The sequence below is a fragment of the Micromonospora sp. NPDC049201 genome (genome assembly GCF_055586805.1).
Genome location: NZ_JBVJHM010000011.1, coordinates 138,620 through 155,007, shown reverse-complemented (window position 1 = coordinate 155,007; position 16,388 = coordinate 138,620). Strand labels below are relative to the sequence as shown.

Sequence of the window (16,388 nt, the reverse complement as noted above, 5' to 3'; positions counted from 1 at the left end):
CGGCCTCAGCCGGAGACGGCGACGAAGACCAGCGCGCCGAGCGCGGCCAGCGGCAACGCCACCGCCGCGGCGAGCAACCGGGTCCGGGCGGCGCGGGCGACGAGCAGGACCACGAGCGCGGCGAGCACGAGGTCGATGGCCACGTTCCACCAGGCACCGGGGTAGTAGCCGGTGCGGGCCCGGTCGGCGAAGCGCAGCGCCTCCTCGACGAACACGGCCGCCGGCAGCGCGGTCGCCACCACCCGCCGCCACCCGGACGACCGGGCCCAGACACCGGCGATGCCGAACACCACGCCCGCGAGCACCCCAAACGCCATCCACAGCAACGAGGTGGGCGCGGTGATCACGGCCAGGTCGTCACCCTGGAGCAGCGCCGCCGCGAGGTAGTAGCTGGGCACGGCGACGACCAGCAGGACCACGCCCGCCACGGCCGCCCGCAGCTCGCCCGCCCGGACCCACCAGCCGAGCGCGAACGCGGCGACCGCCCAGGTGGCGGTGGAGTTGCCGAGTTCGGCGAGCGGGTACGGCACCCTCGTGATCCAGACGAAGTCGAGGAAGCCGAGCAGAAACCCGGCGAGGGGGGCGACGAGCGCCAGGATGCGACGGGTGGGCGGCATGCCGGCGAGCATACTCGGTATGCAGTCAGCGCATCGCGGCCAGGGTCGCCGCCGCGGCACCGGCCACCAGCGCGTTGTCCGGCGACGCGTTCCGGTCGGCCCGGGTGGTGAGCACCGCCAGCACGATCGGCGCGGCGTCCGGCGGCCACACCACGGCGATGTCGTTTCGGGTGCCGTACCCGCCGGTGCCGCTCTTGTCCGCGACCCGCCAGCCGGCCGGTGCGCCGGCCCGGACCAGGCCCGCGCCGGTGGTGCTGCTCCGCATCCAGTCGAGCAGCACCGCCCGGTCCGGCGGCGGCAGCACGTCGCCCAGCGCGTACGCCCGCAGGGAACCTGCCAACGCGCGGGGGGTGCTGGTGTCGCGGACGTCGCCCGGCGCGGCCTCGTTGAGGTCCGGCTCCGTGCGGGCGGGGTCGGGGACCCGGTCGCCGACGCCGCGCAGCGCGCGCTCGAACCCGGCCGGGCCGCCGAGTTCGGCGAACACCAGGTTGCCGGCGGTGTTGTCGCTCCGCCGCACCGCCGCCTCGGCGACCGCCCGCAGCGTCATCCCGGACCCGACGTGCCGCTCGGTGACCGGCGAGTACGACACCAGGTCCGCCCGCCGGTAACGCACCACCCGGTCCAGGTCGGCGTCGGACGTGGCGGCCAGCAACGCGCCGGCCGCGAGCGCCTTGCACGTCGACGCGTACGCGAACCGTTCGTCGGCCCGGTGGGCCAGCGTGCGGCCGGTGCCGGTATCGACCGCGTAGACGCCGATCCGCGCCCCGAACCGCTGTTCCAGCGCGGCGAGTTCCCCGGGCACCGGAACCGGGGCACCCGTCGACGCGCCGGGAGCCGTGCCGGTGGCAGGAGCCGTGCCGGCGCGGGGCGCGGACGGGGTGGACGTGCAGCCGGCCAGGAGGACGATCGCGAGCACCGCCGCCGCCCGCTGGACGTGCTTCATGCGTGCTCCTCTCCACGCCGGCGCACCGGCGTCGTCGGCCGTCCTCAGGCGGGGGCGCACCGCTGACGCAGCGTGGGCACACCGGGCCCGGTCAGGTCATCGCAGTATGCCGCCCGGCCGGCCATCGCCATGGTCAGTGCCAGCGTGGTGCCGCTGACCAGTGGGCCGTCCCCGGTGACGAACGGTCCGTCGGTGGCCGCCACCCGCAGCCCCCGAATGGCGCTGCGTCCGCTCACGGTGAAGTCCCGACCGGCGAAGAAACGGGCGACCGGCGTCACGGCCTCGACCGGCGGCGTACGGCCGAGGCCGAGCGGTCGCCGGATGTCCTGGGCGTGCACGACCACCTCACCGAGCCACGCCTCGGTCGGGCCGAACGTGGACGTGGTGCTGCGGATGATCCGACGGAACCGGTCGAGTGTCTCCGCCGGGTCGGCGCCCCGGTGCTCGGCCAGGCGACGGTCGTTGTGCTTGTCGAAGTCGAAGCGCGCGCCCAGCACGCTGGCCACCCAGCGGGCCCGGCCGACGCTCGCCGCCGCGGTCAGGTGCGCGACCACCTGCTCCACCGTCCACCGGCCGCACAGCGAACGGTGCGCCCACCGCGCCGCGTCGAGCCCGGCCAGGTCGTCGGCGAGGGCGGCCCGCTCGGCGTGCGCGAGCGCCCACAACTCGCTTCGGGTGAGCGTGTCGGACATGAGCAACCTCCAGCGTCGGCCCCGTTCCCCACTCAGACCGCCCCCGCCCGACGAACTCATCGCCCCGCCCCCTCGCCGCCCTCGCCGCCGCCTCGCCCTCTCGCCTCGCCCTCTCGTCGATCTTGGAGTTGTGGTGCCAGGAAAAGCGTCGCATGTCGGCTTTGCGAACCACCACAACTCCAAGATCGGCGCGAAACCGTTCACCGGGTCGGGGCGGCGGTGCGCGTCTGGGCGTCACGCGCCCCCGCTTACCTCGCCGACGGCTCACCGCCGCCGGAATGCGCGGGCCGGACGGGAACCGGCCTCGGGCGAGGCGTCTGAGTCGAATCTGCTCTCAGCTCCAAAGGGCTGCGGGCGGCAAAGTCATGCCTCCCGCTGCCGCGAGCCGGGTCGGACCACGCTCGGGCGCGTGACCGCCAACGGGCACCACGCCGGCAGACGTCAGAGCGCGACGATCGCCGCGCTCTCCGCCGGCAGCTCGATGCCGCCGCGCATCACCGTGGCGCCCTCGGAGGAGGCGAGCAGCACCCGGCGGACCGCCCCGGGCAGGTTCACCCGCTGCGGTCGCTCCGCCAGGTTGGCCACCACCAACGTGTCGCCGCGTCGCATCACCAGGAACTGGTCGCCGTGGCGCACCTCGACCCGGTGCAGCCGCGGGTCGGACAGGTCCGGGCACGACTTGCGCAGCGCGATCAGCCGCCGGTGGAACTCGTACATCTCGCGGTGGTCGGGCTTGTCCAGCTCGGCCCAGTCCAGCCGGGACCGCAGGAACGTCTGCGGGTCCTGCGGGTCGGGCACGTCGTCGGTGGCCCATCCGTGGTCGGCGAACTCGCGTCGGCGGCCGGTGGCGACCGCGACCGCCAGCTCCGGCTCGGGGTGGCTGGTGAAGAACTGCCACGGCGTGGTCGCGGCCCACTCCTCCCCCATGAACAGCATCGGGGTGAACGGGGCGGTCATCAGCAGCGTGGCGCCGACCCGCAGCATCCCGGTCGAGAGCGTGGCGGAGATCCGGTCGCCGGTGGCCCGGTTGCCGATCTGGTCGTGGTTCTGCAGGTAGGCGACGAACCGGTGGCCGGGCGTGCGCTGCCGGTCGACCGGGCGGCCGTGGCTGCGGTTGCGGAAGCTGGACCAGGTGCCGGCGTGGAAGAACGCGCCGGTCAGCACGTCGGTGAGGCACTCCAGCGAACCGAAGTCGCCGTAGTAGCCCTGCCGCTCGCCGGTGAGCAGCGTGTGCAGCGCGTGGTGCGCGTCGTCGTTCCACTGGGCGTGCAGGCCGTAGCCGCCGGCCTCGCGCGGCGTGATCAGCGTCGGGTCGTTCAGGTCGGACTCGGCGATCAGCGACAGCGGCCGGCCCAGCGCGGTCGACAGCGACTCGACCTCGACCGCCACCTCCTCCAGCCAGTGGGTGGCCCGGCCGTCCGGCATCGCGTGCACGGCGTCCAGCCGCAGCCCGTCGACGTGGTAGTCACGCAGCCACATCAGCACGCTGTCGACGATGTGGCGGCGCACGCCGTCGGAGTGCGGGCCGTCCAGGTTGACCGTGCGGCCCCAGGTGTTGCTCTGCTCGGCGAGGTACGGCGCGAAGCGCGGCGCGTAGGCCCCGGAGGGCCCGAAATGGTTGTAGACGACGTCGAGGATCACCCCCAGCCCTCGGGCGTGAGCCGCGTCCACGAAGCGTTTCAGGCCGTCCGGCCCGCCGTAGGGCTCGTGCGGGGCGTACCAGCAGACGCCGTCGTAACCCCAGTTGTGCTCGCCGTTGAACGCGTTGACCGGCAGCAGCTCGACCAGGTCGACACCGAGCTCCACCAGGTGGTCGAGCCGGGCGATGGCCCCGTCGAACGTGCCCTCCGGGGTGAACGTGCCGATGTGCAGCTCGTACAGCACGCTGCCGGGCAACTGCCGGCCGGTCCACGCGCTGTCGGTCCAGGGGAACGCGGCGTGGTCGTACACCCGGCTGGGGCCGTGCACGCCGGCCGGCTGCCAGGCCGACCTCGGGTCCGGCAGCGCCTGCTCGTCGTCGTCGAGCAGGAACGCGTAGTCGGTGCCCGGCCCGGCGTCGGGCGCCTCGACCCGCCACCAGCCGTCCGGCCCGGCCCGCATGTCGTGGTCGGCCACGCCGGGCAGGCGCAACCGCACCCGGGCGGCCTCGGGCGCCCACACCGTGAACTCGGTCATGCGGCGGCCTCCGCTGGATCGGTGGGTGCGAGGAGGGCGACGGGACAGGTGCTCAACAGATCTTCCAGGAGCACCTCCCCACCACTGTAGACCCGACCGGTGAACACGTCGGTCACCGGATGAACGGGAAGTGACAACGTCGTGCCCCGCCAGCCGCCGTCGCGGGCCAGCCGCACCGGCAGCCGGGTGGCCACCGCGATCGCGCCGCCCCGGTCGAACGCCACCGCGTGCGCGGCGGCCGGGCCGCGCGCCGGCAGCGGCCGGTAGCCGGTGAACAGCTCCGGCCGGTCGCGGCGCAGCCGCAGCGTGCGGGAGACCACGAGCAGCTTGGCCGCGCCGTCCGCGGCCACCGTCGGCTGCCAGCCGGCGTCGAGCCGGGCCAGCAGCTCCCGGCGTACGGCGAAGTCGACCGGGCGGCGGTTGTCCGGGTCGACCAGGGAGTTCTCCCACAGCTCGGTGCCCTGGTAGGTGTCCGGCACGCCGGGCATGGCGAGCTGCACCAGCTTCTGCCCGAGCGCGTTGGACCAGCCGGCCGGCGTGATCTCGTCGACGAACGCGGTGATCTGGGCGTGCAGCTCCGGGTCGTCGTACATCCGGTCGACCAGGGCGTGCATCTCGTGCTCGAAGGTCGGGTCGGGGTCGGCCCAGCTCGTGCTGACCGACGCCTCCCGGGCGGCCTTCTCCGCGTACCCGTGCAGCCGGTCCCGGTCGAGCGGCCAGGCCCCGACGGCGGTCTGCCAGAGCAGGTGGGCCAGCGCCGGGTCGGCCAGCGGCGCCCGGGACATCCAGTCGGTGACCCGGTCGGCCCACCGGCCGGGCAGCTCGCTCAGCACCGCGAGCCGGGCGCGGACGTCCTCGCCGCGCTTGGTGTCGTGGGTGGAGAGCGCGGTCATGCTCGCCGGCCAGCGCACCTGGCGGGCGGCGGCGAACCGGTGCAGCTCGGCCGGCGGCACCCCGAAGTGGGCCGGGCTGCCGCCCACCTCGTTGAGCGCGACGAACCGGCTCCACCGGTAGTAGGCGGTGTCCTCCACGCCCTTGGCCATCACCGCGCCGGTCAACTGCGGGAACCGGGCGGCCAGCTCGTGACCGGGGTCCCGGAGCCGGGCGGTGACCTGGTCCAGCACGGCGGTCAGGTCGGGCCGGCGGCGGCCGGCCTCGCTGCGGGCGGCGGCCAGGTGCCGGGCCCCCTCCGGCGGATAGCCGCGGTAGACCGGGAAGCAGGCGGCCAGCTCCGCGAGGGCGTCGCGGACCTGCTCGCGGGGCAGCTCGGGCACGAGCGCGGCGAGCCGGGTCAGCTCGGCGGCGAGCAGCCGGGTGGCGGCCTCCAGCTTGGTGCCGTGGGTCAGGTCCTCCCAGGAGGTGTGCCGGCCGGTGAGCCGCCCGTCGAGCGCGGTGAAGTCCGGCTCGGCGGCCGGGTCGACGAAGAGACCGGACACGGCGGCCAGCGCGTCGTAGCCGGTGGTGCCGTCGACCGGCCAGTCCGGCAGGTCCTCGCCGTACTCCAGGATCTTCTCCACCACCAGCCAGCGTTGCGGCGCGGCGGCGCGCAACCGGGCCAGGTAGCCGGCCGGGTCGCGCAGCCCGTCCGGGTGGTCCACCCGGATGCCGTCGACGTCCCCGGCGTCGGACCAGCGCAGGATCTCCGCGTGGGTGGCGTCGAAGACCTCCGGGTCCTCCACCCGCAGGCCGGCCAGGTCGGAGACGGCGAAGAACCGGCGGTACGTCAGCTCGGTGTCGCCGCGCCGCCAGTCCACCAGCTCGTAGTGCTGCCGGTCGTGCACCTCCCGGGGCGTGCCGTCGCCGGTGCCGTCCGCGATCGGGAAGCGGTGCTCGTGGTAGCGCAGCTCCCCGTCGACCAGCTTCAGGTCGTCGAGCGCGTCGGGGGCTTCGGCGAGCACCGGCAGCAGCAGCCGGCCGCGGTCCCAGTCGATGTCGAACCAGGTCGCGTACGCCGAGTCCCGCCCGGCCCGCAGCACGTCCCACCAGGCCGGGTTGGCCGCCGGCCGGGCCACCCCGGCGTGGTTCGGCACGATGTCCACGACCAGGCCCAACCCGGCCGCGCGCAGCGCCCGGACCAGGCGTTGCCGGCCGGCCTCGCCGCCCAGCTCCGGGTTGACCGCCCGGTGGTCGACCACGTCGTAGCCGTGCTGCGAGCCGGGCGTGGCGGTGAGCAGCGGCGCGGTGTAGAGGTGGGTGACGCCGAGCGTGGCCAGGTAGTCGGTCAGCTCGGCGGTGGCGTCCAGGTCGAAGCCGGGCCGCACCTGGACGCGGTAGGTCGAACGGGGGGTGTCGGGCATGGTCAGGGCGTCCTCTCCAGGACCAGCAGCGAGCGGTCCGGCACGCACACCGTGCCGCCCGCCTCGACCACTGTGGTCTTCTCCGGATCCGGTTCCGCGGTGCTGATCACCAGCTCCCACCGGGGCCCGAACTCCTCCCCGGGCAGCGCGAAGTCCAACGCCGCGTCGTGCGCGTTGAACAGCAGCAGGAAGGAGCTGTCCCGGTGGCGCTGGCCGTACTGGCCGCGCTCCGGGATGCCGTCGCCGTTGACGAACAGGGCCACCGAGCGGCCGAAGTCGTTGCCCCAGTCCTCGCCGGTCATCTCCCGGCCGTCCGGGGTGTACCAGGCCAGGTCCGGCAGGCCGGAGCCGGCGGCCCGACCGCCGACCGGCAGCCCGGTGAAGAACCGTCGACGACGGAACACCTGGTGGCGGTTGCGGAACTCGGTGAGCCGCCGCACGAACGTGAGCAGCTCCTCGTCGGCCCGTGCCCAGTCCACCCAGGCCAGCTCGCTGTCCTGGCAGTAGGCGTTGTTGTTGCCGTGCTGGGTGCGGCCCAGCTCGTCGCCGTGGCCGAGCATCGGCACGCCCTGGGACAGGATCAGCGTGGCCAGGAAGTTGCGCCGCTGCCGCTCCCGCAGCGCGCGTACGCCCGCATCGTCGGTGTCCCCCTCGACGCCGCAGTTCCAGGAGCGGTTGTGGCTCTCCCCGTCCCGGTTCTCCTCGCCGTTGGCCTCGTTGTGCTTGTCGTTGTACGACACCAGGTCGGTGAGCGTGAACCCGTCGTGGCAGGTGACGAAGTTGATGCTGTGGAACGGGCGGCGGCCGTCGTCCTGGTAGAGGTCGGCGGAGCCGGAGATGCGGGACGCGAACTCGGCGAGCGTGGCCGGTTCGCCGCGCCAGAAGTCGCGGACCGTGTCGCGGTACTTTCCGTTCCACTCGGTCCACTGCGGCGGGAAGTTGCCCACCTGGTAGCCGCCGGGGCCGATGTCCCACGGCTCGGCGATCAGCTTGACCCGGCCGACCACCGGGTCCTGCTGCACCACCTCGAAGAACGTGGAGAGGCGGTCCACCTCGTAGAACTCGCGGGCCAGCGTGGCGGCCAGGTCGAACCGGAAGCCGTCGACGTGCATCTCGGTGACCCAGTAGCGCAGCGAATCCATGATCAGTTGCAGCGAGTGCGGGCTGCGCACGTTCAGGCTGTTGCCGGTGCCGGTGTAGTCGACGAAGTAGCGCCGGTCCTCCTCCGACAACCGGTAGTAGCTCGGCGTGTCGATGCCCTTGAAGCTCAGCGACGGCCCGAGGTGGTTGCCCTCGGCGGTGTGGTTGTAGACCACGTCGAGGATGACCTCGATGCCGGCGGCGTGCAGCGCCTTGACCATGCCGCGGAACTCCTGCACCTGCTGGCCGAGCCGGCCCAGCGCGGAGTAGCCGTGGTGCGGGGCGAAGAAGCCGATGGTGTTGTAGCCCCAGTAGTTGCGCAGCCCCAGGTCGGCCAGGCGGTGGTCGTGCACGAACTCGTGCACCGGCATCAGCTCGACCGCGGTCACCCCGAGTTGCTTGAAGTGCTCGATCATCACCGGCGAGGCGATCGCCGCGTACGTGCCGCGCAGCTCGTCCGGGATGTCCGGGTGGCGCATGGTCAGCCCGCGCACGTGCGCCTCGTAGATGACCGAGTGGTGGTACGGGGTGCGCGGCGGCTTGTCGTTGCCCCAGTCGAAGTACGGGTTCACCACCACCGACTTCGGCATGAACGGCGCCGAGTCGGTGGTGTTCATCCGGTCCGGGTCGCCGCCCACCTCGTAGTCGTAGACCGCCGGGTCCCAGGAGACCTCGCCGTCGACCGCCTTCGCGTACGGGTCGAGCAGCAGCTTGTGCGGGTTGCACCGCACCCCGTTGGCCGGGTCCCACCGGCCGTGCACCCGGAAGCCGTACCGCTGGCCGGGTTCGATGCCGGGAATGTAGGCGTGCCAGACGTACGCGTCGACCTCGCGCAGCTCGACCCGGCGCTCGGTGCCGATGTCCCACTCGTCGAACAGACAGAGCTCGACCCGCTCCGCCACCTCGGAGAAGATCGCGAAGTTGGTGCCCATCCCGTCATAGGTGGCGCCGAGGGGGTAGCTCTCGCCCGGCCAGACCTGCATGTCGCTCCTTCGGCCCATGATCGTCAGCGCGCCGGACGGGCGGCCGGCGCGCACGCCGTTGATGCCCCGCCGTACCCGCCGCCAATCCACCCGTTCGGACGGTAACCGAAAGGTTCTGGTGTCGTCCGTCACGATCGACCGTTTCGAGGTGCGGGTTCGCGCCGGATGGATTTTCCTGGACCGCAGACGCGCGCCCGCGCGTGTCCACCCGGCCGCTCGGCCATTCCCCACCACCGCCCCACCGCCGCCACCGATGCCGGCGTGTCCCACCCTGCATGGACGGAGAACGACACGTGACCACTCTGCGGGTCGGCGCGCCTACCGCCACCGCGACGGACCGGCTCCACCGGCCCACCCTCACCTCCCGCCCGACCGTGCCGCCGCAGTCCGGCGCCGCGCCCCGGAAGCGGCGCATCCTGATGCTGTCGTGGGAGTACCCGCCGGTGCTCGTCGGTGGCCTCGGCCGCCACGTGCACGCGCTCTCCGTCGCCCTGGCCGCCGCCGGGCACGAGGTCACCGTGGTCACCCGGCACGCCGAGGGCGCGCCGCTGGAGGAGTACGCCGACGGCGTGCGCGTCGTCCGCGCCGCCGAGGACCCGGTCACCTTCCCGCTCGCCACCGGGTCGCTGCTGGCCTGGACCATGGCGTTCAACCACACACTCACCCGGGCCGCGCTGCGCGCCGCCGAGTCCGGCGCGTACGACGTGATCCACGCCCACGACTGGCTGGTCGCGCACACCGCCATGACGCTGCGCGAGCACCTGGACGTGCCGCTGGTGACCACCATCCACGCCACCGAGGCGGGCCGGCACCAGGGCTGGCTGCCCGAGGAGATGAACCGCACCATCCACGGCGTCGAGCACTGGCTCGCCAGCGAGTCCGGTCGGGTGATCGTCTGCTCCGGCTACATGCGCGACGAGGTCGGCGCGCTGTTCGGCGTGGACGCGGCCCGGGTCGACGTGGTGCCCAACGGCGTCGAGCCGCACCGCTGGCGGGTGCCCGCCTCGGCGGTCGCCGCCGCCCGGACCCGCTTCGCCGCCGACGGGCCGCTTGTCACGTTCGCCGGTCGGCTGGTCTACGAGAAGGGCGTGCAGCACCTGCTCGCCGGGCTGCCCCGGCTGCGGGACCAGCACCCCGGGCTGCGCGCGGTGATCGTCGGCGACGGGCCGTACAAGGCGGAGCTGGAGGCCGAGGTACACCGGCTCGGGCTGGGCGACACGGTCAGCATGCCCGGGTTCCTCGGCGGCACCGACCTGCCCGCGGTGATGGCCGCCTCGGACTGCTTCGCGGTGCCCAGCATCTACGAGCCGTTCGGCATGGTCGCGCTGGAGGGCGCCGCCGCGGGCGCGCCGCTGGCGGTGTCGCGTACCGGTGGGCTGGCCGAGATCGTCGAGCCCGGCGTCACCGGGATGACGTTCGCCCCGCACGACCCGGACGGGCTGGCCGAGGCGGTGCACGCGCTGCTCTCCGACACCGACCGGGCCCGCGCGCTGGCCCGCCGGGCCCGCGCCATGGTGCACGAGCGGTACGGCTGGTCGGCGATCGCGTCCCGCACGGCCGCCGCGTACGCCGCCGCGATCGCCGGCGACCCGGCGTTCACCGCCGCCCGCACCGAGCAGCGGATGGCCGCCGGCCGCGCCCTCCCCGCCCTCCCCACCGGCAACCTCCTCACCGCCGCCGGCCTCCGGTGAAAGGAGGGGCCCCCGGTTAACGCCTGCGGTATAGAAGGGGCCCCTTCTCACCGCCCCGCGCCCCGGAGCACGGAAAAGGCCGCCGACCCGATCGGGTCGGCGGCCTTCGCGTCGGCCATCGTGTGAGAAGGGGCCCCATCTATGCCTGAGGCGCTAACAGGGGGCCCCTCCTTACGCGTCAGCGGTCGGCGGCGGGGATGTACGGCCGCTCCGGGGCGCCGGTGTAGATCTGCCGCGGGCGGCCGATCTTGGTCTCCGGGTCGTTGATCATCTCGCGCCACTGGGCGATCCAGCCGGGCAGCCGGCCCAGCGCGAACAGCACCGTGAACATCTTCGTCGGGAAGCCCATGGCCTTGTAGATCAGGCCGGTGTAGAAGTCCACGTTCGGGTAGAGCCGCCGGGAGACGAAGAAGTCGTCGGCGAGCGCGATCTCCTCCAGCTGCATCGCGAGGTCCAGCAGCGGGTCCGGCTTGGCCATCCGGCCGAGCACGTCCTGGGCGGCCTTCTTCACGATCGCGGCCCGCGGGTCGTAGTTCTTGTAGACCCGGTGGCCGAAGCCCATCAGCTTCACGCCGTCCTGCTTGTCCTTCACCTTCTGCACGAAGGTGCGGACGTCGCCGCCGTCGGCCTGGATCTTCTGGAGCATCTCCAGCACGGCCTGGTTGGCGCCACCGTGCAGCGGGCCGAACAGCGCGTTCACGCCGGCCGAGACGGAGGCGAACAGGTTGGCGTTGCTGGAGCCGACCAGCCGCACGGTCGAGGTGGAGCAGTTCTGCTCGTGGTCGGCGTGCAGGACGAACAGCATGTCCAGCACGCGGGCGACGACCGGGTCGACCTCGTACTGCTCGGCCGGCACGCCGAACGTCATCCGGAGGAAGTTCTCGACGTAGCCGAGCGAGTTGTCCGGGTACAGCAGCGGCTGGCCGATCGACTTCTTGTAGGCGTACGAGGCGATGGTGGGGACCTTCGCCATCAGCCGCACCATGGACATCTCGACGTGCTCGGAGTCGAACGGGTCCAGGCTGTCCTGGTAGAACGTCGAGATGGCGCTGACGGCCGAGGAGAGCACCGCCATCGGGTGCGCGTCCCGGGGGAAACCGTCGAAGAAACGACGCATCTCCTCGTGCAGCAGCGAGTGCCGCCGGATCCGCTCGCTGAACTCGGTGAGCTCCGTCTGGGACGGCAGCTCGCCGTAGATCAGCAGGTAGGAGACCTCCAGGAAGGAGGACTTCTCGGCCAGCTGGTCGATCGGGTAGCCGCGGTACCGCAGGATGCCCGCGTCACCGTCGATGTAGGTGATCGCGGACGAGCAGGACGCGGTGTTGACGAAACCGGGGTCGTACGTGGTCATCCCGGTTTCCTTGAGCAGCTTGCTCACCCCGATCCCGGCGGGGCCCTCGACCGCGGACTGCACCGGCATCGACAGCTGCCCACCGGGGTGGTCGAGCTTGACTTCCGTCATCTGTTCCTCGCTTCGCCGGCAAGATCTTCGTTGAATTGCCTTCGCTTCTACCGTAATCACGGTATGGGGGACAACGCTCGGCATGGTTTCGCAGGTGAGGTATGCGTCACTGATTCCCGAGTTGCCGGGGCGGAAACCGGCTGCGGGGCCGGTCAGGACAGATCGAGCCGCCGCGGCGTCCCGCCGGCGTCGAGGCGGTACAGGTCAAGGCGGTTGGCGCCGGCGGCGAAGATCCGGTCGTCGGGGAGGAACGCGGCGAACCGCCGGCCGCCGGCGTCCGGCGGCACCACCGGCACCACGGCGCCGACCGTGCCGTTGACCGCCACCGCGAGCCGGGTGCCGTCCGGCACGGTGTCGGGCACGGTCCCCCAGACCAGCGCCGGCAGCCCTCGCGCCGGGTCGACCGCGGCGAACGCCGCCCGGTTCGCGACCGTGGCCGTGCCGCCGGGGGGCGCGTCGGAGAGCCGCGTGCCGACCAACGGGTCGACGGCCGGCAGCGGCACCGGTGCGGGCACCCCGCCGGTGATCGTCACCGGCTGGCCGGGCCGGTCGTAGAAGCGCTTGTCGGCCCGCCCGCGCGGGGCGGCCCTCGCCGGGACGCCGTCCATCCGCCAGGACACCCGGACGTGGGTCTCGTCGGCGATGGTGGGCAGCAGGTCCACGTGCTCCCAGTTGCGGTCGTCGACCCGGCCGGCCCGCTGGCCGGGCTCCTTGACGAACATCGGCACCCAGGCCACCTCGTTCGCGGCGTGCGTGATGGCGTCCATCCCCCGGCCCTGCCAGCCCCGGCGGAAGCTCACCCCGTGGTCCGCGGTGACCAGCACCAGCGCCTGGTCGTAGAGGCCGGTGGCGCGCAGCGTGCGCAGCGTCTCGCCGATCAGCCGGTCGGTGTAGCCGAGCTGGGCCAGGTGCCGGGCGCGGGCCACGTCCACCCAGCCGGCGCCGTCGTTGGGCAGGTCCTCCGGCGCGTCGTAGTGCGCCCCGGACGGCAGGTACGCCCACGGTGAGTGCGGCATCAGCAGGTGCAGGAAGTGCAGCGTGGGGCGGTCGGCGGGACGCAGCCCGGCGAGGAACGAGGTGAACCGGGCCGGCTGGTTGTCGTCGAGCGTGTCCCAGCGGAACTTCGGGTCGTCGGGCACCGGTTCGGCGGCGTCCAGCCCGGCCTCGGCCGCGGTCTGCTCCCGGTACGAGTCCTCCGGGTCGACCCGGCTGTCCACCGGCGCGGTGAGCTGGCGCAGCAGCTTGCCGCTCTCCCGGGTCAGCACGCCGATCCCCTGCTGCGGGTTGGCCGGCTGCTCGCAGCGGCTGGGCGGGCAGAGCCGGGTGATGCTCTCCTCGGCCTTGATCTGGTAGAGGCCGCCGAGCGCGGTGAACAGGTTGTCCGGATACTGCGAGTAGTGCGGCGCCACGGCCCGGTCCGGGTAGCGGCCGGTGAGCATGGCCGGCAGGGCGTAGGGCGTCCAGCCGCTGACGCCGGTGGCGTTGCGGTACCACGTCGAGCCGGCGGCCAGCGCGGCGACGTTCGGGTAGCGGGCGGCGTCGATCCCCCCGTCCGGGCCGAGCAGCGACACCAGCGGCAGCTCGTCCAGCACGATCATGACCACCGGCGGGTGGCTGCCCGCGCCGGCCGTGCCGGCGGCGCCGCCGTCGCCGCGGGGCAGCACCACCGCCGAGGCCGGCGACGCGAACAGGAACAGCCCGACGAAGACCACCGGGCCGGCCGCGGCCACCCGCAGCACCCGGCGCAGCGCCCGCCACCGCCGGTGCGCGACCGCCGCGAGCGCGCCGGCCCCGCCGGCCACCACCAGCAGCGGTACGCCCCGAAGCGGCGTCAGGTGGCGGCCCACCTGGACCGCGAGCGCGGCGAGCAGCAGCCCGACCAGCACGGTGTGCACCGCTGCCCGGGTGACCCGGCCGCCGAGCAGCGCCAGGGCGCCGAGCGCCGCGAACGGCAGCGTGGGCGTCAGCGCGATGAGCGCGACCAGGAGCAGCACGTCGGCCCGGGAGGCGCGGTGGAACAGGAAGAAGTCGGGGCTGCGACCGAGCACGTCCAGCAGCGGCTGGGTGACCACGAGGCCGACCAGCGCCGACACCTCGGCCAGCCGGGCCGCCTCGGCCCGCCACGGGCCCCGCCGCCGGGGCGCGTCGGTGCCGGCCGGACGGTCCCGTGGTGGGGCGAGGGTGTCCTCAACCACCCACCACCACCTGGTAGAGCGTGCGGGTGCCGGACGGCAGCTCGGCGCGCGCCACCACCCGCCCGCGCCGGGCCAGCAGCGCCTCGAACGCGTCCCGCCGGTAGTCGGGGAAGAGACCGTCCGGCTTGTTGGCCAGCAGCCGGCGGGCCATCGGGTCGTCCGGGTGGACGAACTCCACCACCAGGCTGCCGCCGGGCTCGGTGAGCACGGCGAGCTGGTCGAGCACGTCGGGCAGCGGCACGTTCCGGCCGATCGCCAGGTGGTGCACCAGGGCCAGGGCGAGCACCAGGTCGGCGCGCGCCCGGTCGACGAACGCGGCCCGCTCGACGCCGCGCCAGCCGCCGCCCGGCGACGGGTCGGCCAGGTCCATCACCAGCGGCAGGATCCGCCTCTCGCCCTCGTCGCACAACGCGCGGTAGAGCGCGTCGACCACGCCCGGGTCCTGCTCGACGGCGACCACGTGGGCGGCGTGCCGGGCCGCGATGCGGGCGTACCGGCCGTCGTTGGCGCCCAGGTCCAACGCCGAGTGCGGGGCGGTGGCGGCCACCGCCCGGTCGACGAAGTCCTCCTTGGCCTGCCGGTCCGGCACCGAGTACGCGCAGGTGCGCTGGTAGTCCGCCCAGTGGCTGTCGCCGGGCCGGTGGTCGAGCCGGCGGACCAGTCGGGTCAGCCCGCGTACGGTGGCCAGGGCCAGCTCGCGGGAGAACCCGGCGGCGCGGAGCTGGGCGCGGACGTCGCTGCTGCTGGCGTCCGCGTGGCGGGCCTGCATCGCGCCGTGCAGGTGCACGTGGGTGGGCACCCCGGCCCGCCAGCGGCGGACGCCGGCGAACAGGCGGCGCATCTGGTCCGGCTCGACGCCGTCGATCCGGGCCCGCAGGAACGGCTGGAAGTCCAGCCCGAGGTGGGCCTGGATCAGCAGCGGGTAGAGCAGCGTCTGGCAGAACTGCCGGTAGCCGGCCCAGGGTTCGCCGTCGCGCAGCGCCTCGAACGAGCCGACGTCGATGAACACCGGCCGGGCGCCGCGCCACTGCACGTTGTAGGCCGACCCGTCCTTGGTGGTGAAGCCGGCCTCCAGCGCGGCGCGCAGCACGTCCAGGTGCAGCAGCGCCGCGTCGCGCAGCATCGCGTACGACCACTCGTAGGGGTGGGAGACGAACGGGATGCGGTCGTGCCGCAGCACCGCGGCCCAGGGCACGTCGACCGGGGTCGGGACGAGTTCCTCGGTGCCGACCAGGTGGCCGGCGGCGGTGAGGTCGCGGAAGAAGTCGCTGGCGGACAGCGCCCGCCAGTCCCGGGCGGACCGCTCGTCGAGGCCGCGCAGCACCTCGCCGGCCCGGTGGAAGACCCGGTTGCCGGGGTCGCGGAAGGAGCCGGGTTCGACACGGACGCCGGTGTCGGGAACCGTCATGCCGTCAGCCCCGGTCGGTGGGCTGGCGACGGAACCGGGTCACCAGGCGCCGCCAGTAGAGCTTGGCGGCCACGGCCACTCCGGCCACCCCGCCGACCACCGCCTGCACGATGAGACTGCCGGATCCCGCGTCCAGGTAGGCCAGGTGCGTCACGGCTGCTTTCCTTCCCTCGCCGGTCATCGGAGCACCGCCCGGAACGCGAGCTTTACTCCTCAACGCCGGGCTTGTCCCCTACGGTACGCGTCTGACCTGACACGCGCGGCCACACCGGGCACTCCTCCCCCGTCCGATCCGTTCAAGACGGGCCGGCCCGGGGCCGCCTACCGTGGTGGCATGACACCGCAGTTCGATCTCGTCGGGACCGTCGTCACCGACATGGCCCGCACTCTCGACTTCTACCGCCGGCTGGGGCTGCCGATCCCGGCCGGGGCCGAGACGGAACCGCACGTGGAGGTCGCCCTCCCCACCGGGGTACGGCTGGCCTGGGACACCGTCGACACCATCCGCGGCTTCCATCCCGGCTTCACACCGCCCACCGGCAGCCCGCGGATGAGCCTGGCCTTCCGCTGCGCCGACCCGGCCGAGGTGGACCGCTGGTACGCCGAACTGACCGCCGCCGGCCACCACGGGGAACTGCCGCCGTGGGACACGGTCTGGGGCCAGCGGTACGCGGTCCTGCACGATCCGGACGGCAACGGTGTGGACCTGTTCGCGCCGCTGCCGACCGACTGACCACACGCGCCCGCCGTCGCCGGACGACGGTGCGGCGACCCGGTCGGGCCGC

12 protein-coding genes are annotated in these 16,388 nt (G+C 73.6%); 2 read left to right on the top strand and 10 right to left on the bottom strand.

The annotated features are described in order from the left end of the window. Positions 1-5 precede the first annotated feature (5 nt). The 6 genes from ACZ6O5_RS23810 to glgX all read right to left on the bottom strand — a co-directional run bounded on the left by ACZ6O5_RS23810 (position 6) and on the right by glgX (position 8,847). On the bottom strand, positions 6-617 hold the full coding sequence (locus ACZ6O5_RS23810; RefSeq protein ID WP_465980018.1) for a DUF6518 family protein: 612 nt from the start codon (positions 615-617) through the stop codon (positions 6-8). Positions 618-642: 25 nt separating this feature from the next. Further along, positions 643-1,560 carry a class A beta-lactamase gene (bla, locus tag ACZ6O5_RS23805; RefSeq protein WP_465980017.1) on the bottom strand — a complete coding sequence of 306 codons (918 nt, stop codon included), beginning with the start codon at positions 1,558-1,560 and terminating at the stop codon, positions 643-645. A 44-nt stretch (positions 1,561-1,604) separates the two neighbouring features. Continuing rightward, a complete protein-coding gene (locus tag ACZ6O5_RS23800) occupies positions 1,605-2,252 on the bottom strand; it encodes a maleylpyruvate isomerase family mycothiol-dependent enzyme (protein ID WP_465980016.1) in 648 nt (215 codons plus the stop codon). Positions 2,253-2,693: 441 nt separating this feature from the next. Further along, positions 2,694-4,427 (bottom strand): malto-oligosyltrehalose trehalohydrolase, encoded by a 1,734-nt coding sequence (gene treZ / locus ACZ6O5_RS23795; RefSeq protein WP_465980015.1) that lies wholly within the window; start codon positions 4,425-4,427, stop codon positions 2,694-2,696. Beyond that, positions 4,424-6,724, bottom strand: a complete 2,301-nt coding sequence (treY, locus tag ACZ6O5_RS23790) for a malto-oligosyltrehalose synthase (protein ID WP_465980014.1) — start codon at positions 6,722-6,724, stop codon at positions 4,424-4,426. Before treY ends, treZ begins: the two co-directional genes overlap by 4 nt. 2 nt (positions 6,725-6,726) lie before the next feature. Beyond that, entirely contained in the window at positions 6,727-8,847 is a 2,121-nt protein-coding gene (glgX, locus tag ACZ6O5_RS23785) for a glycogen debranching protein GlgX (RefSeq protein ID WP_465980135.1), read from the bottom strand. 293 nt (positions 8,848-9,140) lie between these two features. Here glgX and ACZ6O5_RS23780 point away from each other — a divergent pair, with 293 nt between their 5' ends. Then, positions 9,141-10,538 (top strand): glycosyltransferase family 4 protein, encoded by a 1,398-nt coding sequence (locus tag ACZ6O5_RS23780; protein ID WP_465980013.1) that lies wholly within the window; start codon positions 9,141-9,143, stop codon positions 10,536-10,538. A 178-nt stretch (positions 10,539-10,716) separates the two neighbouring features. Here ACZ6O5_RS23780 and ACZ6O5_RS23775 read toward each other — a convergent pair whose 3' ends face one another. The 4 genes from ACZ6O5_RS23775 to ACZ6O5_RS23760 all read right to left on the bottom strand — a co-directional run bounded on the left by ACZ6O5_RS23775 (position 10,717) and on the right by ACZ6O5_RS23760 (position 15,757). Further along, entirely contained in the window at positions 10,717-12,000 is a 1,284-nt protein-coding gene (locus ACZ6O5_RS23775) for a citrate synthase (RefSeq protein ID WP_465980012.1), read from the bottom strand. 152 nt (positions 12,001-12,152) lie between these two features. Beyond that, the gene (locus tag ACZ6O5_RS23770; protein WP_465980011.1) at positions 12,153-14,195 is read right to left on the bottom strand and encodes a sulfatase-like hydrolase/transferase; all 2,043 of its coding nucleotides are present in this window, start codon (positions 14,193-14,195) and stop codon (positions 12,153-12,155) included. Continuing rightward, positions 14,188-15,603 carry a methyltransferase domain-containing protein gene (locus tag ACZ6O5_RS23765; protein WP_465980010.1) on the bottom strand — a complete coding sequence of 472 codons (1,416 nt, stop codon included), beginning with the start codon at positions 15,601-15,603 and terminating at the stop codon, positions 14,188-14,190. The genes ACZ6O5_RS23770 and ACZ6O5_RS23765 overlap by 8 nt, the downstream gene beginning before the upstream one ends. Before the next feature lie 4 nt (positions 15,604-15,607). After that, a complete protein-coding gene (locus ACZ6O5_RS23760; RefSeq protein WP_281940615.1) occupies positions 15,608-15,757 on the bottom strand; it encodes a hypothetical protein in 150 nt (49 codons plus the stop codon). A gap of 180 nt (positions 15,758-15,937) precedes the next feature. Here ACZ6O5_RS23760 and ACZ6O5_RS23755 point away from each other — a divergent pair, with 180 nt between their 5' ends. Beyond that, complete coding sequence (locus ACZ6O5_RS23755; RefSeq protein WP_465980009.1) at positions 15,938-16,336, top strand: VOC family protein; 399 nt, start codon at positions 15,938-15,940, stop codon at positions 16,334-16,336. Positions 16,337-16,388 lie beyond the last annotated feature (52 nt).

Excerpts from the sequence above, each read along its gene's own strand:
- ACZ6O5_RS23810 (WP_465980018.1), bottom strand. The coding sequence starts at position 617 with ATGCCGCCCACCCGTCGCATCCTGGCGCTCGTCGCCCCCCTCGCCGGG.
- bla (WP_465980017.1), bottom strand. The coding sequence starts at position 1,560 with ATGAAGCACGTCCAGCGGGCGGCGGCGGTGCTCGCGATCGTCCTCCTG.
- ACZ6O5_RS23800 (WP_465980016.1), bottom strand. The coding sequence starts at position 2,252 with ATGTCCGACACGCTCACCCGAAGCGAGTTGTGGGCGCTCGCGCACGCC.
- treZ (WP_465980015.1), bottom strand. The coding sequence starts at position 4,427 with ATGACCGAGTTCACGGTGTGGGCGCCCGAGGCCGCCCGGGTGCGGTTG.
- treY (WP_465980014.1), bottom strand. The coding sequence starts at position 6,724 with ATGCCCGACACCCCCCGTTCGACCTACCGCGTCCAGGTGCGGCCCGGC.
- glgX (WP_465980135.1), bottom strand. The coding sequence starts at position 8,847 with ATGCAGGTCTGGCCGGGCGAGAGCTACCCCCTCGGCGCCACCTATGAC.
- ACZ6O5_RS23775 (WP_465980012.1), bottom strand. The coding sequence starts at position 12,000 with ATGACGGAAGTCAAGCTCGACCACCCCGGTGGGCAGCTGTCGATGCCG.
- ACZ6O5_RS23765 (WP_465980010.1), bottom strand. The coding sequence starts at position 15,603 with ATGACGGTTCCCGACACCGGCGTCCGTGTCGAACCCGGCTCCTTCCGC.
- ACZ6O5_RS23755 (WP_465980009.1), top strand. The coding sequence starts at position 15,938 with ATGACACCGCAGTTCGATCTCGTCGGGACCGTCGTCACCGACATGGCC.